This is a genomic window from Paenibacillus sp. BR1-192, assembly GCF_029542445.1.
GTDB classification, from domain to species: Bacteria; Bacillota; Bacilli; order Paenibacillales; family Paenibacillaceae; genus Paenibacillus_AQ; species Paenibacillus_AQ lautus_A.
The window spans coordinates 2,736,992-2,762,734 of the sequence record NZ_CP120718.1 but is presented as its reverse complement, the minus strand read 5'-3'; the positions used below and the strand labels follow the sequence as shown (position 1 = coordinate 2,762,734).

The 25,743-nt window shown below is 51.5% G+C and carries 26 protein-coding genes; all 26 read right to left on the bottom strand.

The annotated features are described in order from the left end of the window. Positions 1-66: 66 nt before the first annotated feature. The 26 genes from P0X86_RS12320 to mgsA all read right to left on the bottom strand — a co-directional run bounded on the left by P0X86_RS12320 (position 67) and on the right by mgsA (position 25,734). Positions 67-1,182: a hypothetical protein gene (locus P0X86_RS12320; RefSeq protein WP_096773308.1), complete on the bottom strand. Its 1,116-nt coding sequence runs from the start codon at positions 1,180-1,182 to the stop codon at positions 67-69. 23 nt (positions 1,183-1,205) lie between these two features. Further along, on the bottom strand, positions 1,206-1,664 hold the full coding sequence (locus P0X86_RS12315; RefSeq protein ID WP_096773307.1) for a hypothetical protein: 459 nt from the start codon (positions 1,662-1,664) through the stop codon (positions 1,206-1,208). Further along, positions 1,661-2,152, bottom strand: a complete 492-nt coding sequence (locus P0X86_RS12310; RefSeq protein WP_277748579.1) for an RNA polymerase sigma factor — start codon at positions 2,150-2,152, stop codon at positions 1,661-1,663. The genes P0X86_RS12315 and P0X86_RS12310 overlap by 4 nt, the downstream gene beginning before the upstream one ends. A 231-nt stretch (positions 2,153-2,383) precedes the next feature. Continuing rightward, positions 2,384-3,091, bottom strand: a complete 708-nt coding sequence (locus P0X86_RS12305; RefSeq protein WP_277748578.1) for a CPBP family intramembrane glutamic endopeptidase — start codon at positions 3,089-3,091, stop codon at positions 2,384-2,386. A gap of 225 nt (positions 3,092-3,316) precedes the next feature. Next, positions 3,317-3,586, bottom strand: coding sequence for a CD3324 family protein (locus tag P0X86_RS12300; RefSeq protein WP_009595112.1), 270 nt, complete (start codon positions 3,584-3,586; stop codon positions 3,317-3,319). Between the two features lie 286 nt (positions 3,587-3,872). Further along, positions 3,873-4,538, bottom strand: a complete 666-nt coding sequence (locus tag P0X86_RS12295; protein WP_277748577.1) for an HAD family hydrolase — start codon at positions 4,536-4,538, stop codon at positions 3,873-3,875. Between the two features lie 19 nt (positions 4,539-4,557). After that, on the bottom strand, positions 4,558-5,247 hold the full coding sequence (locus P0X86_RS12290; RefSeq protein WP_277748576.1) for an HAD family hydrolase: 690 nt from the start codon (positions 5,245-5,247) through the stop codon (positions 4,558-4,560). 481 nt (positions 5,248-5,728) lie between these two features. Continuing rightward, positions 5,729-6,475 (bottom strand): DnaD domain-containing protein, encoded by a 747-nt coding sequence (locus P0X86_RS12285; RefSeq protein ID WP_277748575.1) that lies wholly within the window; start codon positions 6,473-6,475, stop codon positions 5,729-5,731. A gap of 18 nt (positions 6,476-6,493) precedes the next feature. Further along, positions 6,494-7,789, bottom strand: a complete 1,296-nt coding sequence (gene asnS, locus P0X86_RS12280) for an asparagine--tRNA ligase (protein ID WP_277748574.1) — start codon at positions 7,787-7,789, stop codon at positions 6,494-6,496. A 30-nt stretch (positions 7,790-7,819) separates the two neighbouring features. Continuing rightward, positions 7,820-9,028: an acetate/propionate family kinase gene (locus P0X86_RS12275; RefSeq protein WP_015734567.1), complete on the bottom strand. Its 1,209-nt coding sequence runs from the start codon at positions 9,026-9,028 to the stop codon at positions 7,820-7,822. Beyond that, positions 9,025-9,897, bottom strand: a complete 873-nt coding sequence (locus P0X86_RS12270; RefSeq protein ID WP_036665598.1) for a 3-hydroxyacyl-CoA dehydrogenase family protein — start codon at positions 9,895-9,897, stop codon at positions 9,025-9,027. The genes P0X86_RS12275 and P0X86_RS12270 overlap by 4 nt, the downstream gene beginning before the upstream one ends. A 134-nt stretch (positions 9,898-10,031) precedes the next feature. Continuing rightward, on the bottom strand, positions 10,032-11,534 hold the full coding sequence (locus P0X86_RS12265; protein ID WP_015734565.1) for an AAA family ATPase: 1,503 nt from the start codon (positions 11,532-11,534) through the stop codon (positions 10,032-10,034). After that, on the bottom strand, positions 11,527-12,060 hold the full coding sequence (locus tag P0X86_RS12260) for a hypothetical protein (RefSeq protein ID WP_009595224.1): 534 nt from the start codon (positions 12,058-12,060) through the stop codon (positions 11,527-11,529). The genes P0X86_RS12265 and P0X86_RS12260 overlap by 8 nt, the downstream gene beginning before the upstream one ends. A 259-nt stretch (positions 12,061-12,319) precedes the next feature. Next, a complete protein-coding gene (locus P0X86_RS12255; RefSeq protein WP_192572459.1) occupies positions 12,320-12,838 on the bottom strand; it encodes a cell wall elongation regulator TseB-like domain-containing protein in 519 nt (172 codons plus the stop codon). Positions 12,839-12,869: 31 nt separating this feature from the next. Further along, complete coding sequence (locus tag P0X86_RS12250) at positions 12,870-14,171, bottom strand: amidohydrolase (protein WP_277748573.1); 1,302 nt, start codon at positions 14,169-14,171, stop codon at positions 12,870-12,872. Further along, positions 14,146-14,811 carry a redox-sensing transcriptional repressor Rex gene (locus tag P0X86_RS12245; RefSeq protein ID WP_009595150.1) on the bottom strand — a complete coding sequence of 222 codons (666 nt, stop codon included), beginning with the start codon at positions 14,809-14,811 and terminating at the stop codon, positions 14,146-14,148. Before P0X86_RS12245 ends, P0X86_RS12250 begins: the two co-directional genes overlap by 26 nt. Before the next feature lie 64 nt (positions 14,812-14,875). After that, positions 14,876-17,752: an ATP-dependent DNA helicase DinG gene (dinG, locus tag P0X86_RS12240; RefSeq protein WP_192572461.1), complete on the bottom strand. Its 2,877-nt coding sequence runs from the start codon at positions 17,750-17,752 to the stop codon at positions 14,876-14,878. 169 nt (positions 17,753-17,921) lie between these two features. Beyond that, complete coding sequence (locus P0X86_RS12235; RefSeq protein WP_009595155.1) at positions 17,922-18,551, bottom strand: hypothetical protein; 630 nt, start codon at positions 18,549-18,551, stop codon at positions 17,922-17,924. A gap of 110 nt (positions 18,552-18,661) precedes the next feature. Continuing rightward, positions 18,662-19,045, bottom strand: a complete 384-nt coding sequence (gene panD, locus P0X86_RS12230) for an aspartate 1-decarboxylase (protein WP_015734561.1) — start codon at positions 19,043-19,045, stop codon at positions 18,662-18,664. Further along, positions 19,038-19,928: a pantoate--beta-alanine ligase gene (panC, locus tag P0X86_RS12225; RefSeq protein ID WP_277748572.1), complete on the bottom strand. Its 891-nt coding sequence runs from the start codon at positions 19,926-19,928 to the stop codon at positions 19,038-19,040. The genes panD and panC overlap by 8 nt, the downstream gene beginning before the upstream one ends. After that, the gene (panB, locus tag P0X86_RS12220) at positions 19,925-20,812 is read right to left on the bottom strand and encodes a 3-methyl-2-oxobutanoate hydroxymethyltransferase (RefSeq protein ID WP_277748571.1); all 888 of its coding nucleotides are present in this window, start codon (positions 20,810-20,812) and stop codon (positions 19,925-19,927) included. The genes panC and panB overlap by 4 nt, the downstream gene beginning before the upstream one ends. Positions 20,813-21,093: 281 nt before the next feature. Beyond that, positions 21,094-22,083, bottom strand: coding sequence for a biotin--[acetyl-CoA-carboxylase] ligase (locus P0X86_RS12215; RefSeq protein ID WP_192572463.1), 990 nt, complete (start codon positions 22,081-22,083; stop codon positions 21,094-21,096). Beyond that, positions 22,070-23,368 carry a CCA tRNA nucleotidyltransferase gene (locus tag P0X86_RS12210; protein ID WP_277748570.1) on the bottom strand — a complete coding sequence of 433 codons (1,299 nt, stop codon included), beginning with the start codon at positions 23,366-23,368 and terminating at the stop codon, positions 22,070-22,072. Before P0X86_RS12210 ends, P0X86_RS12215 begins: the two co-directional genes overlap by 14 nt. A gap of 44 nt (positions 23,369-23,412) precedes the next feature. Beyond that, on the bottom strand, positions 23,413-24,576 hold the full coding sequence (bshA, locus tag P0X86_RS12205) for an N-acetyl-alpha-D-glucosaminyl L-malate synthase BshA (protein ID WP_015734556.1): 1,164 nt from the start codon (positions 24,574-24,576) through the stop codon (positions 23,413-23,415). A gap of 31 nt (positions 24,577-24,607) precedes the next feature. After that, positions 24,608-25,315 carry a bacillithiol biosynthesis deacetylase BshB1 gene (gene bshB1, locus P0X86_RS12200; RefSeq protein ID WP_036665612.1) on the bottom strand — a complete coding sequence of 236 codons (708 nt, stop codon included), beginning with the start codon at positions 25,313-25,315 and terminating at the stop codon, positions 24,608-24,610. Next, complete coding sequence (gene mgsA, locus P0X86_RS12195) at positions 25,315-25,734, bottom strand: methylglyoxal synthase (protein WP_015734554.1); 420 nt, start codon at positions 25,732-25,734, stop codon at positions 25,315-25,317. The genes bshB1 and mgsA overlap by 1 nt, the downstream gene beginning before the upstream one ends. Between the last annotated feature and the right edge of the window lie 9 nt (positions 25,735-25,743).

Below are 25,743 nucleotides of genomic sequence, written 5' to 3'. Positions count from 1 at the left end.
TCAATACTGGTTGATTTGCGCACGCTTGATCATCGGTTGGAATCTTTCAGGTGATGATCAGACATTTTAATCGTTGTCGGAATCATAAAATGGACGATTTCCACTCCGTGAATCCTTCTTCGAGCCTGTCATCAGCTTGATTCCTCCTCCGATGAGAAGCACCGCTACGATCACGGTTTTCATGTAGGTTCGGATCCGGTAATCCAGGTGCAAATCCGGAAACAGCGTTTCAACATAAGGCATCACTACGCTCGTAAATACGAAATAGATGCCAAGGATGAGCAGGCCAAGCCCGAGCCAGCGCTGCTGATTTCCAAGGCCCGAGATGATCGGCCGATCCCGGAGCGGCTCCCGGCCATAGCGGCTGACTTGCTGCAAACCATCGAAAAAGGCATAAAACCAGATCAACGGGATCAAAAACAGGAATACCGAGAGCTTAAGCACATCCAGTACATAGATGCTGCCAAGAAATAGAACCATGAGTTGCAGTCCGCGTTTTTGCAAACCCAAATACATTTGACCCGCTCCGGGAAACGCCGATAGCAAGGTGGCAAACACTTTGCTGCGGCGCCCGCTCTCCCGGCCGCTCTCCAGCTCATCAAACAGCGTGCGGTCTATGAGCAGGTCCCCGGCTTGCTTGCGGTGAACCAGCTGTACCACGTCAAACATGCAATAAAGCCATATGATCGGCAGCATGCCCAAAAACAGCAGGAACACCGATTCATGAGTCAACCCCGTCAGGAACACCAGAATCGTTCCAAGTCCGAAAAAGGCGATCAGGAATGACAGCCCGCGCTGCATCAAGCCCAGTTGAAAATGGCCAAGGCCGGGAATGAAGGACAGCAGGATGGTATAAAAGCGCTCGGACTCATCGCTCTTGTCCTGGCGAATCTCCATCGGCCGCCCGAATTCATCATGAATAATCGTGACGGGGGTATAACGGATCAACGCAATGAGCAGATCGAGCATGCTGATCCCCCAGATCATTAAAGCACCGAGAAGTCCCAGCGCAAATACTGCGTCGGAAGCCGACATGATTCCAAGCAAAATCCCGCCGAACAGGCTTCCGAAGAACAGCAGCGGATATAACAGCGCCCGTCCCTTCCTCCCCCAGTAATAATGGCCGAGACCCGGAAGGATATTGAGTATAAAGGCAAAACCTTTACTTCGTTGCGGTTGCACTAAGCATCTTCCTTTCATTTTTCTTATCTGGTTAATAGCCGGTCCAGCCAGCCCGTTGTTTTTTCCACCCATTGCTCACTATAGGAAGGCGTATCGGATAAAGGGACCTGACCGCTAATCTCACTGGGAAGCAGCCGGTCGAATGCCCCGGTGAAGAGGAACAGCATCGTAATGGACGCCGCTATGGCATAATGGACGATGGCGCGTTCGTACCAGCGCTTGGGCCGCTCCTGAATCCGCAGCGGTGCTTTCGGGGTGTAGGGCTTAATCTGTTCATGTTCCACCACCTGCTCGGCAAATGCTTCAGGATCTGCCATACCGGGAAGTTCGGCATCAAGCTCCGACAGAACCTGCATATAGATCTCCAGCACGCCGTCATCCGTTAGCATGAGCTCTTCATAAGAAGTTCGTTCTTCGGGCGAGCCTTCCCCTCTAACATAACGTTCGGTCAGCAGCTTGAGCTCGTGATCCTTGGCGTTCATTTCCACTCCTCCTCCTTCCACGATTTCCGAATCCATTGTCTGGCCCGGTATAATTTCGATTCAACCGTCTTGACCGTGACGTTCAGCTCGGCTGCGATTTGTTCGTAGTTTTTCTCTTCCAAATAAAAAGCCTTAATAATGGCGCGGTGATTGTCCGGCAATGCTTCAATTTTCTCTCGAAGTTCCTCTCTTCTCTCCTTATGTATGAGCAGAGAAACCACATCCTCGTCCCGGGAAGGGAGTTTATCCAGCACTTCTTCATGTTCGCCGGGCAGCTGCTCCGGCGGTTTACGGGAAAGCTTCCTCTTCATGTCAATCGCTTTGTTCAAGGCGATGCGGGTAATCCAGGTCTTAAAACCTTCAGATCTGTACTGGGGGAGAGCTTTGTATACTTGTATGAACACTTCCTGCGACGCATCCTCCGCTTCCTTGGCATCCCGCAGGACCGAATATGCCGTATGGAACACGTGCTGGCTGTATTGGTTCACCAGTTCCCGAAAGGCTTCTTGCTCACCTTGCAGGATGCGCGCGATTAACGTTTCTGCATCAATAACTCTCCCCTCCTTCCCAAATACATAGACGTCAGCTTTATGAGCTGCCCCTGCACTTTTTCAAAAAAAATATGGATGAATCTAAAAAAAAGACCAACACAGCTTGTCCCATAGTTTGCCCGTACCGGCCAAAACAAAAAAGAACGTCTATCGACGCCCTTAGGAAGGTTACAGAATCATACCGCTAAGGACGAATAGAACGTTCATCGCAAAATGCATGACCATGACGGGAGCCAATCCTTTCGAACGAATAGCTACGCCCCCCATCATGATACCAAAGATGGAAAACAACAGGCAAACGGGCCATGAAAAACCGAGGTGGTAATGGTATAAACCAAAGGTAACTCCGGCGATGACAAGCCCTTTCAGCTCCCCAAACCGACTTGCAAAATGACTAAGTATGTAACCCCGCCATAACAGCTCCTCCAGCACTGCATTGATCAGCGCAAAAGAAAGGGCATAACCGGCAAGAGCCAGGAGTTCAGGCTGTCCCCAGTCCATAAAAAATGAAAATACGGCACAAACCATAACCAGGAATATCAGCATAAACCGCCAGATCGGGTCCTTGAGCGGGCCCTTGAATATCCATGGAAAATAAATCGTTGACCTCCAGGTGCCTATGGCAAGATAAAGCGGTTTTTCTCTCGTCCGCATTGCCGCGAGCGCAAAGGGCATCACGAACAGAATCAGGCCCAGCCTCGATAGAATAATTCCCCAGGCTTCGTGATCGGCCAACCCATTCTGTATGATTTCACCAAAGGTACGATAAAGGATGTACCCCATGATCATGTTCAGCGCCAGCATGGCTGTATCGCTTATCCGTTTCGAAGGGTTGAACAGACTGACCCTCCTGCACGCGATATAAGCCAGAGTCAAAACGGCCCCCCATATAAAAACCATCGGAAATGAAATTAGCTGAACCCCAATAATAGCCACAGCCAGAAGCATGAAGCAAACTGTAAAGTCACTTGAGCGTTTCCTTACGGACAAACTTTTCTCTCCCATCCCACACATCGTCTTTTCATTTCATGATACCTGATTCGACCCGCTTTTTACACAAGAAAAATGCCACATCAGAATCAGTTCCAATGTGACTTGCTTTTACTTGTTTTTGGTATACACGATTTTTTTGATGGAATCGCAGGATAAACAATACTGAGAAGAAAGCTGGTCAATCGTGGCGCCTGAAGCAAACAGCTGCCGGATTTCCAGGTTTCTTTTTTTCAAATACACCCGGCTGCCCGAGTTTTCTCCCCATTTCTTGCGCAATCCTTCGGGTTTCGGGATGTATACCATCCCGCCCTGTACATATTTTTGCACTTCCTTCAGCAATTCCTCGGGAAGTATAATATCCGCGTTTATATATTTCATGGTAGCTCTGCTCCTTAAAATTAAAATAAAGGTTTTAAGGATGCAAAGTCCAATAGATAAACGGCCCTCTCTACGCGAGGTAATCAGGCGGTAACTTTCTCATCGCTCCATGCAAACAACCGCCGTTGTTCATCATATAGACTTTGCATAGAGCTCATCGTCAATCTTCCCATCATGATCATGATCATGCCCCTCCCTTCACAAATTATGACATTCCGACTGGTTATGACCATTATAACCGATGTTAGGCGAAAAATCGAAGCCTCCGTCTCATCGGCAGGAGATCCTAAACCGCTAAGCTTGCAAACGACCGGAGCATCTCCTCCACCGTTTTGAAGAAATAGGTCGGCCGGCATGCCGTCAGCTCTTCCTCCGAACCATAGCCGTAACCTGCAGCCATGCTGTGTATCCCGCAATTCCGTGCTCCTATTAAATCATGCATCCGATCTCCGATCATGACGGCTTCCGAAGCATCAATGCGGCAAGTATCCAGAACATGCTGAATGATTTCGGTTTTGGCGGACCGGGTGCCGTCCAGTTCGCTTCCGCACACCATGGTAAAATAAGCGGACAGCTGGAAATGCTCAAGTATCGTTTCCGCAAAAACCGCAGGCTTGGAGGTAGCGACATACAACTGTCGCCCTTGCGATAACAGTAAATCCAATACATCGCGAATGCCGACATATACTTCATTTTCATACAGGCCGGTGTCCTTGAAATATTCGCGATAGCTGAGAATTGCTTCCCAAGCCTCGGCCTCGCTGAAATGGTACTTTTCGGTGAAGGTCTCCTGGAGCGGGGGACCGATAAAACATTCCAGCTCGGAAAGATCGTTGACGATAATCCCTTGCTGACCGAGTGCGTGCCTCACAGCTTTCGTGATGCCTTCGCGCGGATCGGTCAGGGTTCCGTCCAAATCAAATAGAATATGCTTGTATTTCAATTCGATCATTCTCCTTCTTTCATGATTCCTAAGTCAGATCCTTGAGCTCCATAAGATCCTTGATCGTATAAGCAGGCCGATGACGGTCGCTTAAAGGGGCGCCCCGGCGATTATAATAACAAAAGTCAATTCCTGCATTCGCTGCTCCTTCATAATCATCCGTAAGCGAATCCCCTATGTACAGCACCTCGCTTGAGTCAACCGCTAATTCCTGCAAAGCAAGGTCAAAGATATGCGGATCCGGCTTCCAGTACTTTACTTCATCCGAAATGATGAAGGAATCAAAATAATGAAACAAGCCTCCTGCCGCAAGACGTTTGCGCTGTGCTTCACCAATGCCGTTGGAGATCACGCCGAGCGCAAAATTGCCGTGCAGGTGCTCCAGTATAAGATCGGCATGCGGCTCCAAATGGGGGGAACTGCAAAATAACCCCCAGTATGTTTCCGAGATCTCCCGGCACTGGTTAAATTCCCGCTTCAATCCAAGGAACGTGTCCGTGAAGGAGTGCTCCAACACCTGCCTAATGTCGTGATTATGCTGAACTCGGTTCATCCAGTAATTAAAATTGATCGGACTGAATGTCCCCCAGAACTCATCCCACGTCAAATCCTCATGCAGACGGTATAACTCCAGCGCCTGCTGCATGCATTTCTTTTCGCTCTGGCTGTAGTCTAGCAACGTGTTGTCCAGATCAAAAATAATGGCCTTGTATCTCATCTCCATCTCCCCCTCCGGCCGATGCTGCAACTATATGCATTCGCTAATCCGGAGGGGTTCTCCTGCTAATCAGGACCTGAAACGGCCGCTGGACCCGGCCGGCTGCATAAAGAAAGTCCCAAGGGCTTAGGTTTCACAAAACCTTTGGGACATGTACATGTCGTTAGTTAATAAAGCGCTCTGCGATTTCTATCATGTTCTCTTTTGTTAACTTCGCTTTGCTGTTCAATGCGATATGGTAATAAAGATTTTGGGCCTCATCCACCCATGCTAGGCCTTCCCCTCTCATCAGCAAATCATCACTGAAGGTGCCCTCATGATTTATAACACATGACAGGGGAAAAAAGGGACAGCTAGTTTCTGCATTTTGCAAATTTTATTCGTATAAGACCGCATTTTCCATCATGAGTCAAAACGCTTGGTAACGGAATATTTCCATCGCATATAAAAAAAGCACGTCCTTCATGGACGTGCTTCTGAGCTATCTTCCGATATTTCTGAATTTCTGCGTATAGGCTTTGGCATCCTGTGCGGTACGCACCCGGTTGCGGCTCCATTCGAGCAGGATCCGGTCAATGTAGCGGAAATGCAATTTGCCCGCAAATACCGCCTCTTTTAGCGCTAACAGGATCAACTCGTCCGGGTAGCGGTCCGCGTCGACCCAGCCGGAGATTGTCTCCAGCTCCATCGGCGATAGCGGACGTCCGAATTCCTTTTCGAAAATGGTGAACAGATTCCGCTCTTCCTTCTCCGGAGCGGGTTTCTCCGATGCAGCTGTTTTGCCGGAAGCTGGACGGGCATTCAACAGAGGTGAAGCAAACTTGGCTGCTTCAGGGCTTTTGTCCCTGCCCTCTTGGGCCAGGCACGTAGCAAGCTTCTCATACAATCCGTTCAGATTGTACCGCTCATAATGAATTCCCTGGCCCTCGTCGACATATTCATCAATGCCGATCAGTCCTACCTTCATCAGGCGCTGCAGGCTTGCAGCGATGAAGGCGGCAGGAGAGCCCGTTACCTCCGCAAGCTCCTCCAGCGAAGGAAACGTCTTAAACTCCACCTGCTGATACCCGATCAAATGGATGACCAGCATCGCTTCGCGATCGCTTAAACCAAGTGACCGGTAATGCCGGAGCAGGGCATAAGGAATGATCGCCATCCCTTGGCTCATGCCGGCAGCGGCGCCGGCCGTCCAACCGTTCATGCCGGTTTCCGCGTTGCCGTGGTCCATGGACTCACCTCTCACGGCTTACGGGTACATCCGGTACAGGGTCCGTGGGAACGGAATCGTTTCACGAACATGATCCAAGCCGCAAATCCACGCAACGGTACGCTCAAGGCCTAAGCCGAATCCGGAATGAGGCACGGTGCCGTATTTACGCAAATCCATATACCATTGATAAGTTTCCATCGATAGGTCATGCTCCTTGAAGCGCTCTTCGAGCAGCTGTGGATCGTCAATCCGCTGCGATCCTCCGATAATCTCGCCGTAACCTTCCGGCGCGATCATATCCGCGCACAGCACGACCTCCGGACGATTCGGATCCGGCTTCATGTAGAAAGCCTTGATGCCCGCCGGATAATGGGTAATGAAGACCGGCTTGTCATACTTCTCGGCAATGGCCGTTTCGTGCGGCGCGCCGAAATCCTCGCCCCAAGGAATATCAAAATCCTGCGTGTGCAGGAAGTCAATCGCCTCATCGTACGTAATCCGCGGGAACGGCGCCTGGATCGCCTCCAGCTTCGATATGTCGCGACCGATCGTTTCAAGCTCCTGACGGCAGTTTTTAACGACGGATTGCACCACATGGCTGATGAACTGCTCCTGCACCTGAAGGCTCTCCTCATGGTCCGTGAAGGCCATCTCAGGCTCAATCATCCAGAACTCGATGAGGTGACGGCGGGTTTTGGACTTCTCGGCGCGGAATGTCGGCCCGAAGGAGTATACCTTGCCGAGTGCCATGGCAGCAGCTTCCATGTACAGCTGTCCGCTCTGGGTCAAATAGGCATCCTCATCAAAATATTTCGTGTGGAACAGATTGGTTGTGCCTTCCGCAGAAGTCGGAGTCAAAATCGGCGGATCCACAAGCGTAAAGCCGTTGGTATCAAAGTACTCTTGAACGGCGCGGATAATTTCTGCACGGATCACCATAATCGCACGTTGTTTCTGCGTACGAAGCCACAGATGACGATGGTCCATCAAATAATCGACACCGTGCTCTTTAGGCGTAATCGGATAGTTTTCCGTAAGATGTATAATTTCAATGCCGGTAACCGTCATCTCATAACCCGATTGGCTCCGCGGCTCTTCACGTATAACACCCGTCACATACAAAGAGCTTTCTTGTGTCAGGCTTTTCGCGTCTTCCCATACCTGTTCGGATACTTCGCTCTTCACTACAACGCCCTGGATATAGCCGGAGCCGTCGCGAAGCTGCAGGAATTGAATCTTCCCGCTGGAACGCTTGTTGTTGATCCAGGCGCCGATCGTGACGGTCTCGCCGACATGCTGGTTGACGTTACGAATCACACTTTTGGTGGCCATGCATAAATCTCTCCCTTATATCACTACTATTTAACGGTTGGAAGCTTGAACGATACGATGCGTATCCCGCGCGATAACCAATTCTTCATTGGTAGGGATCACGAGTACCTCAACCTTCGAGTTCGCCGCGGAAATACGGCGCGGCTCGCCGGATCGAATGCTGTTCAGCTCCTCATCCAATTCTACTCCGAGATAGGTAAGCTGCTCAAGCACTCTTTGACGAAGAACGATCGAATTCTCGCCGACGCCCGCCGTAAATACGATGACATCCACGCCATTCATGGCGGCAGCATAAGAACCGATGTATTTACGGACACGATACTCGTACATTTCAAAAGCTAATGTGGAGTTCGGATCGCCTTTTTCCATGCCTTCCGTGATCTCGCGCATATCGCTGCTGATTCCGGAAATCGCCAGCAAGCCGCTGTGCTTGTTCAGCATGGAGTTCACTTCATTTACGGTAAGCTCTTCCTTATTCATGACAAACGGCACGATCGCAGGATCCAAATCACCGCTGCGCGTACCCATCATGAGCCCTTCCAGCGGCGTCATGCCCATGGAAGTATCGATGGACTTGCCGCCTTTTACCGCTGTGAGGGAAGCCCCGTTCCCGATATGGCAGGTAATGATCTTCAGATCCTCCAGCGGACGGTTCAGGAATTCTGCCGCTGCCTGGCTGACATAGGCATGGGAAGTACCGTGCGCACCGTAACGACGTACTTTATACTTATTATAAAGTACTCTAGGAATAGCGTACAGGTACGATTTCTCCGGCATGGTCTGATGGAACGCCGTATCAAACACAACGACCTGCGGAACGCCAGGCATATTGGTTTCTGCGGCTTTGATCCCCATCATCGAGGCCGGATTGTGCAGCGGAGCCAGATCGAACAAGCGGCGGATTTCCGCTTTGGCGTCACTGTCTACGAGAGCGGACTCTTTAAAAGATTCCCCGCCATGCACCACGCGATGCCCTACGGCCTGAATGCTTTCGATGGAATCGATCACGCCGTGCTCCTCGTTTGTCAGCATGCCAAGCACTTTGCGGATCGCGGTAGTATGCTCCAGAATTTCGCTGACTTCGGTTACGTCCTGTTTTCCTGTCGGCTTATGCGTCAGAATCGAGGAATCCATGCCGATCCGTTCAACCAATCCTTTTGCCAGCACGGATTCATCCGTCATATCGTACAGTTGATACTTCAGCGAAGAACTGCCTGCATTAATTACGAGAATATTCATACCCGGTCACCATCCTTGTCGTACTTGAAAAAGCCTTCTCCGGTTTTAACGCCCAGTTGTCCTGCGCGAACCAATTTCTTCAAGACAATCGATGGACGGTATTTCAGTTCGCCGTACTCGCGGAACATGCGCTCCAGCGCGGCGAGAATGGAATCCAGGCCGAAACGGTCGGCCATTTCCAGCGGTCCGTGCTGGAAGTTATATCCGATTCTCATGGCGTCGTCGATATCTTCCGCGGAGGCTACGCCTTCTTGCAGGAGATGCATCGCTTCGTTGATCATGAGCGTGATCATGCGGGTGGTGACGAAACCTGGAGATTCATAGACCATGATGCCCTTTTTATCCGAAACTTCCTCAACAAAGCGTTTGGTTTCGTTAAACGTATGATCTGAAGTCTTCAAGCCGCGAATGATTTCAACGAGGTCGACCTTGGAAACGGGATGTATGAAGTGCATGCCAATAACACGCTCAGGATATTTGGTGGAGCTGGCGAGCTCCGTCAAACTAAGCGTGGATGTATTACTTGCTAATATTACGTGGCTTGGACAAACCTGATCCAGCTGTGTAAATACTTCTTTCTTTGCATCCAAGTCCTCTATGATCGTCTCAATTACCATATCGCAGGTGCTAAGCTCCGCAAAATGAGTTACTTTTTGAATCCGGTTCAGGATCAGTTTCTTCTCTGCCTGGGTAATTCCCCATTTCTCCAGTTGTTTATCTAGACTGGTCTCGATCATTCGGTATGAATAGTCCAGTTTCTCTGGAGTTTTCTCTACGAGCAGTACGTCAAGGCCCTTGGCTGCCAGCATCTCCGCAATGCCCTGCCCCATGGTCCCGCCGCCTACAACGCCGATTTTTTTGAAGTACATGGTTTCTACTCCACCCTTTCCTTATCTCTATACTTTAATTGTACCCCATTTGTCGAAAAATACATTTTAGAGCACAAAGTATAATAATATCTTAGCACGACAAAAAAGTAAAAAAAAATAACCAGCATAACAATTTATGCTGGTAAAAGCGCGTTTTCACGAAATTGACAACGAAATTGTTCTCCCGAGAGAATTTCTTCCTTCAACAGGATGTCAAGAGAATTGTCGAATATCGGCCGTTTCTGCTCCAAAAGAGTTTTGGTGCGATTCATCAGCTCTTCCAATATCACATTGTTCTCTTTCATCAGCTCTTCGGTAGTAACCATGTTCATGTTAACGATACCCAGCGACGTCAGACCCGACTTCATCATCGTCTCCACGATGTTCAGCGACTGCTCGAAGTCATTGCTGGAGCCCGTGCTTCGGCCCCCGTAATAGATCTCTTCGGCGGCCGCGCCGCCAAGAGCGATCATAATCTGCTCTTCCAGGAAGGTTTTTGTGTACAAATACTGTTCCTGCTGCGGATTATGGCGAACATAACCAAGCGCCTTGCCGCGCGGGCTGAGCGCGACTTGCTTCACGCTGCCTGGGCGCACCAGCTCTGCCATGATAGCATGTCCCAATTCGTGGATGGCAACACGCTTTTTCTCCTCCAAATTCGATTCACGGTCGGAACGCTCGCCCATCATGACCTTGTCAATCGCCATGGACAGATGACGCTGATGGATAAATTGTTCGTTCTCGCGCATCGTATAGATGGCGGCTTCGTTCATGACGCTCTCCAGCTGTGCACCCGAGAAGCCGTAGGCTTCCTCTGCTATTTTTTCCAGGTCGACATCTTGATGCAGCGGCTTATTGCCCGCATGCAGGTTTAAGATATGCGTCCGGCCCTTCTTATCAGGCAGATCCACTTGAATATGGCGGTCGAATCGTCCTGGACGCAGCAGCGCGCTGTCCAGCATTTCTTTACGGTTCGTTGCGGCGATCACCAGAATGCGAGGCGTGTCCTGCGAATAGATGCCGTCCATTTCGGTCAGCAGCTGATTCAGCGTTTGATCGTACTCTCGCTGTTGGCCGCCTTCGCGTTTACCGCCGATGACGTCGATCTCATCGATGAAGATGATGGCATTTTGCTTGTTTTCTTTGGCCGCGCGGTTGCGGGCATCCTTGAACAAATCCCGGATTCGCCCTGCACCGACGCCGACATACATCTCCACGAATTCACTGCCGGAAGCAGCGACAAATATAGAATCGGTATAATGGGCAGCGGCCTTGGCCATCAAGGTCTTCCCTGTTCCCGGAGGCCCTGTGAGAAGAATCCCCTTCAATGGACGTATGCCGAATTTCTTGATATCCTCGTGACGAATCAGAAAATCCAATGCTTCCCGCAGCTCCTGCTTAGCGTTATCCTGCCCGCCGATTTCCTCGAACGTCAGCTTGGCCGGGCCGCTCTTCTTCCGCTTTCGCTCATTTCCGGCACCAACCGCGATGCCGCCCTTCATCTTGGCTATAAACAGCAAGCCGCCTACGAGTCCTGCCGCTATTAAGAGAGGCACGATGTTTACGCCGACAAACACAAGGAATACCAACAAAACCGGAATGAAGCCTAACATGATTTCTTTTGCTAATTTAGGCATGGTTCCACACCTCCATTTTGCCAGGTTGACGCGGCAAGATTATAAATTTACCAGACTTGCCGTCCGACAAGCTGACATAGACATTGGTGTCGTCGATCGTTGCTTTTGCTTTCAAATTCGGCGACTGGGCAGCCAACTGCTCGAGCGATGATTGAATATCGGTATACTGCTTATTGTCCATCGCTTCGGCAACCGACAGCATCGCTTGCTCCCACCATTGATCCAATGCTTCCGAGGAATGGTCCTCCACCTGGATTCTCAATTCCCGCTTGCCGATCACGGACTTGCCTTCCTGCTTAATATGCTGAACCAAACCTTGTAAATTCGCATCCGGAGCCAAATCAAGATTCAAAGTCACGGTATCCTGTTTAATATCTATATGAGAACTTTTCACGCCATCGTATTGTGACACAACAGTTGCGAGCGGATTCTGCAAAGCCATCTGCCGATACAGAAACCAACCGCCAAAGAGGACCGATGCTGAGATCACGACAGTCAGCATGATAGGTACAATGCGCAGTTTCATGAAGTTCCTCCTTCAATTTTCGATATGAAATTTTGTATAGCAATTGCAGCACAATAATACATATAACAACGATATATGGTGAGGCATGTAATTGATCTGCTCAATTCGTACAAGTACGAGTATATCACATCTTATATACTTTTTCATGCTTGTCTGTGAAAATATTTAGAACAGTTTTACCAATTTATTTCTGTATACGCTTACATATTTATGTGCCAAAGAGGCATCCCTATGAGGGGACGCCTTTTCATTTGTTTTCTTATTGATTAGGAAGAATAATATCATTTCCGATGGCGTTTCCGTCTTGAAAACGATAGAATCTGTAGCCGCGCTGACCGTTGTTTTCATATTGCAGCTGCCAGGCATACTCGCCTTCATACATTCCCGGCAGCAATCGCTTGATGACCGCACCCGGCATTTCGTTACGGATCTGGTCCCGCATCACGGCCTCTGACATGCCCGTATTCAATAACACGGACTGAACGGCATCTGTCCCTTCAACAGGAACGTTATCGTCCGTAAACTTCACCCAGACCATGCGGTCTTGATTGTCTTTATCTTTCCCGCTGACCACCCAATAGTTATTGTCCTCGCCCCATACCGATTTATAGGTCTTGTCGGACGAGACCAATTGGCCATGCTGTTTCGCTGCAAGGATCGCCATTCTTTCTTCATTCCACGTATCTTTCATAACATAGGAATAATAGAGCTGTAGGCCAAGCAATAATAGCAGGACGCCGGACACACTCAGCAATATCCACTTCGTTTTTTTCTTCAAATCCGTCTTCCTCGCTCCCCTTGATTATTCCCTAGAGGGTTGTAAGACGCTCAAATGCACGCTGCGCTTCCCGGCGGATGCGTTCCTCGTCGAGAGTAAGGCTCGCGCCATTCTTCACCACCTGCTTGCCGTCAACCCATACATGCTCTACATCCTTCGCGCTGGCAGAGTAGATCGCGTGAGAAATATAGTCGGTCCGTGGAAGGAAATGCGCCTGATCCGTATTCAATGCGATCATATCGGCTTTCATCCCAACCGCGAGCATACCGATATCCTCAAGGAAAGCGGACTTGGCTCCGTATACCGTGCCCATTCGGAGCGCATCGGAGGCCGGAATGGCCGTCGGATCCCCGCTTACTCCTTTATGGATCAGGGCAGCCAGCCGCATCTCTTCGAACATATCCAGGTTATTGTTGCTAGCAGGTCCGTCGGTACCGAGCGACACCGTTACGCCGGCTTTCAGCAGCGCAGGTACGCGGGCGACTCCGCTGGCAAGCTTCAAATTGCTTCCGGGATTATGCGATACGGCTACTTGATGCTTGGCCAAGACTTCGATTTCCTCATCGGTCAGATGAACGGCATGCGCAAGGAGCGTAGGACGGGAGAACATGCCCAGCTTCTCCAAATGGGCAACGGGGCGAAGCCCGTAGTCCTTAACATTCTGAGCCACTTCCGTTTCCGTTTCGGACATATGGGTATGCAAAGGCAGGTTCAAGTCATGGGATGCTTGAACGAATTTTTCGATGAAATCCGGCGGGCAGGTATAAGGCGCGTGCGGCGAGATCATCGTCGTAATTCTGCCGCCAGCCTTGCCATGCCAATCCTTCGCGAATGCCACCGCCTCATCCAGCTTCTGCTGCTGTACCTCGGGCGGGCATAAACCGATTACGCCGCGCGTCAGGACGCCGCGCATTCCCGAGTCCTGGACAACCTTCGCGACCTGATCCATATGGTCATACATATCCACAAACGTCGTGGTTCCGCCTTTGATCATCTCCAGCACGGAGAGCGATGTGCCCCAATATACGTCGTCTGACGTGAATTTGGCTTCCATCGGCCACATTTTTTCCTGAAGCCATACCTGCAGCGCCAGATCGTCCCCATAGCCGCGAAGAAGCGACATGGCGGCATGTCCATGCGTGTTCACCAATCCGGGCAGGAAGAACAGATGGGTTCCGTCGATAATCTCTGTTCCCTCTTCCACGACGGGCTCCTCCTCGCCCAGGTACGTGATCCGGTCGTTCTCAACCACCAGGTATCCGCGAAGCACGGATTGGCCTTCCTCCAGTACTGCAAACGTTCCGTTCTTAACCATCCACTTCGTTGTTGTCATGTGCTGCATCCTCCTTGCCGTTATCCAAATAATAGGCCAAACTTTGCAAATCCGTTGTAAAATCAGCCGTATGAATCCGGATATGGGCTGGGGCTTTCAGGATGGTTGGCGCAAAGTTCAGAATCGCCTCGATCCCTGAGGCGATAAGCTGATTCGCGACGTTCTGCGCTTCGAAATCCGGAACGGTAATAATCCCGATTCGAATGCCGTGCTCATGAACCGTCTTCTCCAGCTCTTCCATCGGCTGTACGACCAAATTGTTAATTTTCATACCAACTTTGGGAGAATACGAATCGAAAATCGCCACAATCTTCATATTATCCTTCAGGAATGCATTGTAATTCGATAATGCATGTCCAAGATTACCGGCCCCGACCAGTGCGACATTGATCTTCTGGTCCAGCTTCAGAATCTGGCGAATCTTCTCGATCAGATAAGAAACATCATATCCGATCCCTTTCCGTCCAAAATCACCGAAATACGCCAGGTCCTTACGAATTTGAGCAGGATTGAGGTCCAGCTTCTGTCCCAGCTCCTGGGAGGAAACCGTGGAAACCTCCCTCTTCTGAAGCTCATTCAAATAGCGCAAGTATACAGGTAATCTGCGGACCACGGCTTCCGAAATTTTTTCCGATTTCATGCATGCTCCCCCTAATAATAGGTTAATAACTACATCTTTTTTGTTGATCGTGCTTGGTTTCACTTTATTCCGCTTGGTTTCCCGCGCTTGCCTCTTCCTGCAGCCATTCCGAAATTCGGGGAACGATCCCCTCTGTCGGCATATGCTCCATTTTCGGCCCCGGCAAGGAATATAAGAAATACTTCCCGTAATAGGATTCAATGACCCGGGTATCGTACACGATCACGATCCCTTTATCTTGTGCTGTTCGCACCAGACGCCCAAACCCCTGTTTGAAACGAATGACCGCTTGCGGAACCGAAAGCTTCATGAAGGGATTCTTCTTCTGCTGCTGCAGCAGTTCGCTCTTGGCCTCGACCAAGGGATGATTCGGCGGCTGGAACGGCAGCCGGACGATGGCAAGACAAGTCAGCGCCTCGCCCGGGATGTCTACCCCTTCCCAGAAGGAGCTGGTGCCCAGCAGCACGGAAGCGCTGCTGTCCTGAAATCTTCGGATTAACTTGGTACGGCTGGTTCCGTCCATACCTTGTCCCAATACCGTGATGTCGCTTGATGCCAGCGCTTCTTTCAACGGCTCGTGCACCTGGCGCAGCATCCGGTAGGAAGTGAACAGGACGAGCATGCGGCCATGCGTAGCGACGGCCGTATCGGCCAAAGACTTCACGAGCGTATTCACAAAGAGTGCATCCCCGACCGATCCCTTCACGCTCGGAAAATCGCGCGGCACGACAAGAAGGGCTTGTTCCCTGTAATTAAACGGGGACGGGAGCTGAACCGTGTTCAGGTTCCCCGCTTCAGCCGCTTCCTGAAGACCCAGGTTTTCGATCATGAACTGAAACGATTTGTCCACCGACAAGGTCGCCGATGTCAGAATCACGCTTTGTTTCTTGTCAAAAAACAATTCCTTCAGATGAGCGCTCACGTCGACGGGCACGGCATACAACTGCAGCGATTTGCTGCGGAAATTGCCGTTCGCCTCCATCCAGTATACCGTGCCCTCATCGTTCAGGGCCATGAAGGAGCGCAGGTCTTCGCGATGCGAGGCCAGGTCCTTAAATAGGCCCGATAGGTCGGTTAACAGGCTGTCCGCGCTGTAGTCATCCAAATCTTCCTTCATTTCGGCGATCAGCTTATCGCCCTTGCGCACGACATCGCCCAGCGTCAGATGAATTTGATGCTCCAGTTCGGCCATCGAATCCCAATCCTTCGGCTTCTTAAGCGGGGACAGGCGGAGCGAGAATTGGCCGGCATCTCCCGGAGAAGCGTCTCCGCGTTCCGGAAGCAGTCCGAACAATTGATCGCTGAGCCGATCCCAGTTCTCTTTTGCAGTAATGAGGTCCGGATACAAACGGTCGATGACGGAAGACCATTCGACTGCCTTCTCGTGCGGCGAAGCTTGCAGCAGCTGGCGCAGAGCCGGGAGCTGCCCGCTTCGGCTGTCTTTGTACATGCGGGTCAAGGTATGGACCACCGAAAAATACTTCATCTGCAAGCCAAGGTGCTTGCCGGCGACATCCTCAAGATGATGCGCTTCGTCGATGACGAGGCGCTCATAGCTTGGCAGCAGCTGATGATTCGCCTTCACGTCGGTGAACAGCTTCGAATGGTTCGTAATGACGACATCCGCGATGCCTGCTTCATGCTTGGCCCTGTGATAGTAGCATTTGCGGAACCAAGGACAGGCGCGTCCGAGGCAAGAATCCGAATCGCTGGAGATGGTCTCCCAGAAATCCCCTCCGCGTCCGCCAAGGTTTAGCTCTTCATCATCCCCGTTCTCCGTCTGGGTCAGCCAGACCAGCATCTGGGCCGCCGTGATTACGTCTTCCTTCGGGGAATGAAAATCTCTTCTATTTATTTTATGTTCAAATTTTCTCAAACACAAATAATGTCCCCTGCCCTTGAAAATGGCCGCCTTAAAAGGAAAAGGAACAACCTGGGTGAGCAGGGGAATATCCCGGTCACGCAGCTGTTCTTGAAGGTTGATCGTATGCGTGCTCACCATAACCTTCTGTTCCTGCTTCACGCTTTGATAGATCGACGGCAGCAAATATCCAAGGGATTTGCCGGTTCCCGTGCCCGCTTCGATCAATAGATGTTTATTGTCATCCAGCGCCTGCATCACTTCCTGGAACATCATGTCCTGGGCATCCCTGCTCTCGTAATGAGGCAGCGTTTCCTTCAGGCGTTCACGAACATCGTTCATGTATTGCTCGAAGCTTACATCGGCCAAGGGGTTGGGCTCCGTCTCATCCCTGACAGGTGCTATATCGTTCCAATCATCCACCGCCAAGGCAAACTGGCGGTAGTACGTATGGGTGTCTCCCACTTGTACGGCTCGGTGCTCCCTGTCGGAACGAATGCCGTCAAAGAACCAGGCCAAATCGCTGTCCTCGTCGGCAAACAGGTCGCTTAAACGCTGAATGGTGAGCAGCGGAAGCTCGTCGATCTCCTCCAAACATTTCAGCAGCGCATAGGCTGTGGCAAGCGCATCGCTGTCCGCCTGGTGCGGACGGTCATGCTCCAGGCCGAAATGAGAGGACACCATCCCGAGCTGGTAGGACGGGAGCGAGGGAAAGCATATTTTTAAGAAGTGCATCGTATCTAGAATACGGCCGCTGAACGGTAAATAGCCGCAGCGATCGAGCGCGTTTTGCAAAAAGTTAAAATCAAAAGCGACGTTATGTCCAACCAATACGACATCGTCGAGCATGGGCACAAGCTCCATCATCATTTCTTCCAATGACGGAGCATCCGCTACATCACTGTCGGAAATGCCGGTCAAACCGGTAATAAAAGGAGGGATCGGAATCCCGGGATTGACATAGGTGCCGTATACGCGGGATATGCTTCGATCCTCTTCGATGATGGCCAGTCCAACCTGAATGATTTCATCTGCAGACTGGTTGCCCGTGGTTTCAAAATCCAATACGGCAAATTTCATTTCGATAAAATCCCTTTCCTCCAGACTAATTAACAGCATACCAGAAGTTGCGGGTTTTGAACATTCCGGGTAAAAAATCCCCTGGCTTTCTGTACCGCTCCCGTACGCAAAAAGCGATGCCAAAGTCTCAAGGTGAGCTCTGGCATCGCTTCTTGTTGTGGCTTGATTTCTACAGCAAAGAGATCAATTGGCTGCCGTACTGGAGCTCACCGCGATTCTGCTTGCAGACCTCCAGGTTGATCATGGGGTCGGGAAGCGTCGGATCGCTATGAATTGCCAGCGCAAAATGTTCCTCGGCCTTTGCTTGCTGTCCATTCAACACCTCGATGCATCCAAGCGCATTGTAGATCATCGCCCGAAGCTTTCTGTTGTCAGCCAGGGGCAGGATGGAGATCAGTACGTCGGATGCTTGGGCGGTTTGCCCCAAATACAGATGGGACATGGCAATGTACAACTTGATCAGAAGGCTGTCCGGAAATACCGCAGCGGCTGCCTCAAACTGCTGTATGGCCGGCTGGAACATCAACAGCTTGTAGTAACCTTGACCGCGAACGAACGCATCCAGCTGCAATTCAGGCGCTTCGGTCGGCGGAAAAACCGGAGGTGACGCTGCACTCTCGCGGAAGATGGCCATTTTTTCTTCAAAATGCAGCCACTCCTCGATAATGCCCTCGCTCATGCTTTTGAGCATGTTCCAGTTTTGTACCAGCGCCTGTTTTTGGGGACCTTGAGCAGAAGGGTAATGCTTCACAATTTCATCTAACATGTTGTTCATTTCGGCGAATACATGTTGAAACATAGCTGCATCCCACCCTTAGCGGAAAAATGAGATCAGTGCGTCGACCTGAACTCATTTTCTGTAGAAGACGGTCTTTTCATCCCTTTAGGGTCCCGACACATTTTGGTTCTTCAGAGAATGGCGGCGTGAACTTCGCGATACTCCGTCGTAACCGGCTTATTCGATTCGTCGACGATCACGACCGTCGGGGTGTGATGGTCGTATTCCTCTTTGGACATCATGGCATAAGAAATGATAATGACGTTGTCGCCGGGCTGTACGAGCCGTGCGGCTGCCCCATTCAAGCAGATGACGCCGCTGCCGCGCTCGCCTTTGATTACGTACGTTTCCAGACGGGCGCCGTTGTTATTGTTCACGATTTGAACTTTTTCATTCTCCAGAAGGTCTGCAGCCTCCATTAGATCCTCATCAATGGTAATGCTGCCCACATAGTTCAGATTGGCTTCCGTCACCGTTGCGCGGTGGATTTTGGATTTCATCATCGTTCTAAACATGGGATCCCCCTACTTTTGGTTGAAGTAATGCATTGTCAATGAGACGGGTGCGGCCAAAACGCACGGCCAGCGCCATGATGACGGGTCTGTCTTCATCCACAATGCGGTATGAATCTTCCACGGGCGCAAGCTCCGGGAAGGTGAGCAATTCCGCGTAATCGATATCAGCGAGCGGAGAACGGCATATATAATCCCGAAGATGAGCGCGGATCTCTCCTGCCGTCGTCGCTTGTCCCTGCCGGATTGCCTCCTGAGCCGTCCGCAGCGAGCCCGACAGCACAAGAGCCTGTTCCCGCTCTTCCGGCTTCAGATACACGTTCCGCGAGCTTAGGGCAAGGCCGTCGGATTCGCGAATGATCGGACATGGCACGATGGTCACATCCATATTCAAATCCCGTACCATTTGTTCTATGACGGCCACCTGCTGCGCATCCTTCATCCCGAAGAAGGCATAGTCGGGCTTTACGATATTGAACAATTTATTCACAACCGTGGTGACACCGTCAAAATGTCCGGGGCGGGAGGCCCCGCACAACAATGACGTAATTTCAGCTACGGCAATTTTGGTTTTGGTCGGCTGAGGATACATTTCCTCTACCGCGGGAATGAATACCACGTCCACCCCTTCGGATTCCGCCAACGCCAGGTCACGCGCTTCATCCCGTGGGTAAGTTTCATAATCCTCGCCCGGTCCGAACTGAATCGGATTGACAAAGATGCTGATGACCACCGTGCCTGACATTTCCCGCGCCTTCCGCATCAGGCTGGCGTGTCCTTCATGCAAATATCCCATCGTAGGCACGAGGCCTACCGGGCCTCTGCCGGATTCCAGCCGGTCCCGAAGCTCTGATCTTAAATCCGCAATGCTGCGAATCACTTTCATGATGTCGTGCCCACCTTTTCCTTTTGGCTTCCATATAATGCCGTTGTCGTTTCGGAACCGGCATTGTTCTCCGTCTTGAACACATGCTCCTCGGCAGGGAATGCGCGGTCCTTCACTTCCTTCACATACCGCGTGATACCCTCGCGGATAACGGAGCCGACATCGGCGTAGGTTTTCACGAAGCGTTTGTCCCGATAAGGGGACGCGTATTTCAATATATCATGGAATACCAGCACCTGGCCGTCACAATAACGACCGGCGCCGATGCCAATGGTCGGGATGCTCAGCGCTTTGGATATGTCAGCAGCCGCTTCTTCCGTAACCAGCTCCAACACGATAGCAAATGCGCCGGCCGCTTCAAGCGCCTTCGCATCGTTCATGAGCCGCTGCGCGTCTTGGGCATCCTTGCCTTGAATCCGGTAGCCGCCGATCTGGTTTACCGACTGAGGCGTCAGACCGATATGGCCCAGCACCGGGACCCCGGATTGTACGATCCGTTTTACGGTATCGGCGATTTCTTCGCCGCCCTCCATTTTCACGGCATGCGCATGACCTTCCTGCATCAATCGCCGAACGCCGCGCAAGCTTTCATCGATGCCTCCATGATAAGTCATGAACGGCATATCCGCTACGATGAACGTATCCTCGGCTCCGCGAGCGACGGCGCGCGTGTGGTACACCATGTCGTCCAGCGTGACGGGAATCGTGGAGTTATAACCCAGCACGACGTTGCCGAGGGAATCGCCCACCAGTATCATATCAATATCCGCTTCTTCCGCCAGCTTGGCGGAAGGATAATCGTACGCGGTCAGCATCGTGATCGGTACGCCCTTCTTCTTCATGTTCTTCAGTTTCACGATGTTCAGTGGTTGTTTGCCTGCCATTGTGACACAGCCTCCCTGTGTGATGTAGTTCGACACAATAAAAAAAACCTTTTAGCACGTACTTGCTAAAAAGTCCGAAAGGCAAAAAAGAGTCACTCGCGATCGTCCCTTCTGTCTCGGTCCTTTCGGCTCAGAGCAGAATCCAACGTAACCGGCATAACAGTTATGAAGGTGTTCTAAATCATAATTCCCATTTGCTGCAGAGTGCAATTCGCTCATGGCGATACCGCCTCTATAGTTGTAGTATATCAAATTCCAGCTCCGATTTCACCATGTTTCATTTACCTGGTATTAAAAAGAATATCGCCCGAATACACGGGAACGAGTTCATCATGCTGGTTGCGGACCAGCAGAGCGCCGTCCTGGTTGAGTCCCGTCGCAATCCCGCTAAAACGGTCACGGGCCGTCTGTACTTGAACCTCGCGGCCCACCGTTCCGGATAAAGCTTCCCAGAGCGAGGCTACGGGCTCGAAGCCCTGCTCGTTGTACAATTCGTATAAAACCTCCATCTCCGACATGATGGACTGGATCAGCGATGTCCGGTTGACGGTTTTCCCGCCGGCGATGCGAATCGATGTCGCAACGTTCCGCAATTCCTCTGGAAAATCCGCTTCTTTCAGATTCGCGCTGATTCCGATGCCGGCAATGCAGTAGCGTACTCTTTCATCTTCGGTTGCGGACTCCAGCAGAATGCCGCAAACCTTTTTGCCCTGATACAGAATATCGTTCGGCCATTTGATGTCGGTTTGCACGCCGGCGGATTTAGCGATGGCGCGGCATACCGCCACGCCTGTCAATAAGGTAAGCTGCTGGGTTAGATGCAGCGGCTGCTTCGGCCTGAGCACCAGGCTCATCCATATGCCTTTGCCTCTCGGGGAATGAAATTTCCTTCCCATTCTGCCCCGGCCGCCTGTCTGCTCTTCCGAGATGACAAGCGTGCCTTCGGCTGCCCCTTCTTCCGCCAACTGCCGGGCATCCTCCTGAGTTGACGTCGTTTTGTCCAGCAGCTTGATCGATTTGCCGAAGTACCGACTGGTCATGCCCGCTGTCAGTTGATCCCCGCTCAGTCGGTCCGGCTCGTCCAACATGCGGTAGCCAAGCCGCGGAACGGCCTCGAAATCATACCCTGCATTCCGAAGCTTATTGATCTGCTTCCATACGGCCGTCCGGCTGATGGACAATTTTCGGCTAATCTCTTCCCCGGACAGAAACTGACCGGCATTCTCCTGGAACATTTTCAGAAGTGCGTTGTCTTGATCATGATCCTTCATTATGAATTACCACCCGCTTTGCTTCTTCAATCAACGATTCCTTATCGTTGTTAATCAAACCTGCCGCCGCTTTCCCCAGCAGCAGCCCAAGAAGTTCCCCAAGCCATGGGCCTCCGCGTCTGCCCAGCGTCTCAAGCAATTCGCTGCCGGTGATGGCCAAATCCTTCAAGCTGCGGATCCGGAGATCCTGCAGCCACACGTCAAGCTGCCGGATGAAGGTCAGCGGAGCAGAAGACGCTCCCGCGTGATGCAAAGCCGTTTGCATTTCCAGCCATCCTTGGGCTGCCTCGACCCCGTAGGCAAGGACTAGGCTGATCCACTTGAGCCTGCTGCTTTCGGCATCGCCCGCATTCGGTTGCTGCAGATAGGATTCATGCAGCGAGAGCAGTTTCACGATGGATTCCCGCTGCTTATTGGAGAAGGTCCATGATCGCAGCAGCTCCTCTGCTTGCTGAGCTGTAATGCCGCATGCGAGCAGGAGCAAGGACCAACGGATCGTCGCATGGTCCGGTTCAATCCGCTCCATGGCTTCGATCGTCTTCCTATCATGCGTGGTATAGGGAAAGGGCGCTTTCATCCGGGAATGCAGTCCGCTCCGGACAAACATCTCCAATCCGCGCAGCGGGGACGGCCCAGCCAGAATTTTCTCGAATTCGCTGCGGATGCGTTCCATCGCAATCCATCCTAAGGTGTCTCTCTCCGAGAGGATCCCTCTCCATGTACGGAGTGCGATGGAGAAACCGAACACGGAGGCAAAACGGATGCAGCGCACCATGCGCAGGGCATCTTCGCGAAAACGAACACGGGCATCGCCCACGCAGCGAATCACTTTCCGATCAATATCCTCTCGTCCGCCGAAGGGGTCAACCCAGGAACCGTCAATTCCTCTGGCCATTGCGTTCATGGTGAAGTCGCGACGCCTCAAATCTTCCTTCACTTCCCCGACGAAAGCGACCTCCGTCGGATGACGATGGTCCTCATAACCGCTCTCCACCCGATATGTCGTCACTTCAAAAGACTGGCCTTCCATCAGCACCGTCACGGTTCCGTGCTTGATTCCTGTTGGAATTACTTTGGGGAAGACGGAACAGGTGACTTCCGGCAAGGCGGAGGTGGTAATATCCATGTCGCTGACCCTGCGCCCCATGTATTCATCACGGACACAGCCTCCGACCCAATACGCTTCATGTCCATGCCGAAGCAGAGTGCGGATCACATCCGCACTCCGCTCGGCCATGTCGGGGTCCGCGTTGCGCCATCGAATCGAATTATACATATCTGCCATAGTTTCCCGTTCCTTTTATCCGAAAAACAACGAGAGGGTCGAGCTCAGCCGCAAACCGGCTTCAGCTCGCTAACCTCCCGTCCCAATACTCGGTAATAGATTTCCTCGTACTTGCCCCGTATCAATTCATTGCAGAACATCGTTTTGGAGCGCTGCAGGCATGCCTTGCGCAGCCGTTCGCTAAGGGCTTCATCCTTACATATTTCAAGCACGTGCTGAGCCATCGAATGCGTGTCTCCGATTGGAGCCAGATACCCGGTTTCCCCATGGGTAACCAGCTCGGGAATGCCGCCTGCCGTGGATCCGACCGTTGGCACTCCGCACGCCATTGCTTCCAGGGCGACCAGGCCAAAGCTTTCTTTCTCGGATGGGAGCAGAAGCACGTCCGCCATCGAGATCACATGGGCAATCTCGTCTTGTTTGCCGAGAAAATGCACCTTGCTGCCAAGCCCCAGCTCATTGATCCGGCATTGGATCTTCGGAAGCTCTGGCCCTTCCCCGACTAACAGCAGTTTCGCGGGTACCTGCTCCTGCACCTGGGCGAATATTTCCAATACGTCGCCTACCCGTTTCACGGGACGGAAGTTGGAAATATGCATCATGATTTTTTCGTTCGGATCGGCATAATCATTACGCAGCGATCTTGAATCCCGCGGATAATACACCCGCGGATCCACGAAATTATAGGTAAGGTCGATGTCACGGCTTATATCCAGCAGCTCCCGCGTCTCACGAATAAGATCCTGAGAAACGGCCGTAACGGCATCACTTTCATTAATGGCAAGCCGGATCAAATCCTTCAGCGACTCGTCCTGCGCCAGCACCGTAATATCGGTTCCGTGGAGCGTCGTAACGACTTTCAGCTGATCTCCGACCATCTGCTTGGCCAAGAAGGCACATACGGCATGCGGCACGGCATAGTGCACATGAAGCACGTCAAGCTGCTGCATTTTTGCCACCTGAGCCATTTTGGTCGCCAGCGAGAGGTCATATGGGGGATAACGAAACACATAATAGTCGTTTACTTCAACTTCATGATAAAAAATATTTTTATGGAAAGTTCCTAATCGGAACGGAATGCTGTGAGCGATAAAATGAACCTGGTGGCCTTGCTCCGCGAGGAGTTTGCCCAGTTCGGTCGCCACGACTCCTGACCCGCCGAGCGATGGGTAACAGGTAATGCCGATTTTTAATGGTTGTTGATTCATGTCAGGCCTCCTTTATGTACGCCTCTATATATTATGCCTGCTTGGGGCCGAATAGATGAACAACATACGGACTTTTACAAGCAAAGCCCTCTGCATAAGGAATAAGCCTGCGCGCTCCAAGCAGTGAATCCCTGGCCCGCACACGCTCGATGTACCCCTCGGTCAACGGGGTTGAGACTGCATCTTCTTCAGCCTTCTCGAACTGGGAACGGTAACAAGACAAGGCCTGCTCCTTAACGCCGTAATGCTCCGTAACGTCAACGACCAAATCCGTTCTTCCGATATCGTTTATGAAATAAAAATAAAGCTCGTCCACCTTAACCGGCGGCTGCTCGGGCATGTATCGGCGAAGCTTGGCATTGAATACCGCTTCCTCAACCAACCGGCTGCACGCGACATGGTCCGGATGGCGATCCTCCCAGTAGGGAGCAAATACAATAGAAGGAGAAAACTTGCGAATCTCGGCCGTTACCCGTTCAATATGCTCCGGCGTCACGAACAAACCGCGATCCGGCAGCCCCAGATTCGTTCGGACCTTGAGATCCAAAATACCGGCAGCTTGCTCTGCCTCCTGCTTGCGAAGATCGACGGTGCCGTTCGACGACATTTCCGCCTGCGTGAGATCGCAGATCCCGACCGACAGCCCAGCTGCCGTATGCTTTGCAATCGTTCCTGCCATTCCGATCTCGGCATCGTCTGCATGTGCTCCGAAGATTAATATGTCCAGTTTGGTGTTCATCAGCTATCCACACCCGGTTTATATTTATGAACGAGTTCGCGCCATGCAAAATCGCCGCGGTCCAGCGCCTTGACGAGAATCTCAGCCGTCGCCACATTGGTAGCAAGCGGTATTCCCTGCACGTCGCACAAACGGAGGAGTGCATTGATGTCCGGTTCATGAGGCTGTGCCATCAACGGATCCCGCAGAAAAATAATCAGGTCCATCTCATTGTCCGCCACAAGAGCTCCGATCTGCTGATCGCCGCCCAGCGGTCCCGAGGCAAAACGGTGAATGCTGAGTTTGGTTTGCTCCATAATCCGGGTTCCCGTCGTTCCAGTCGAGTATAATTTATGATCTTCGAATACATTTTCGTAAGCGATAACGAAATTGACCATTTCCTCTTTTTTGCGGTCATGCGCGATAAATGCAATATTCATAGTAATTTC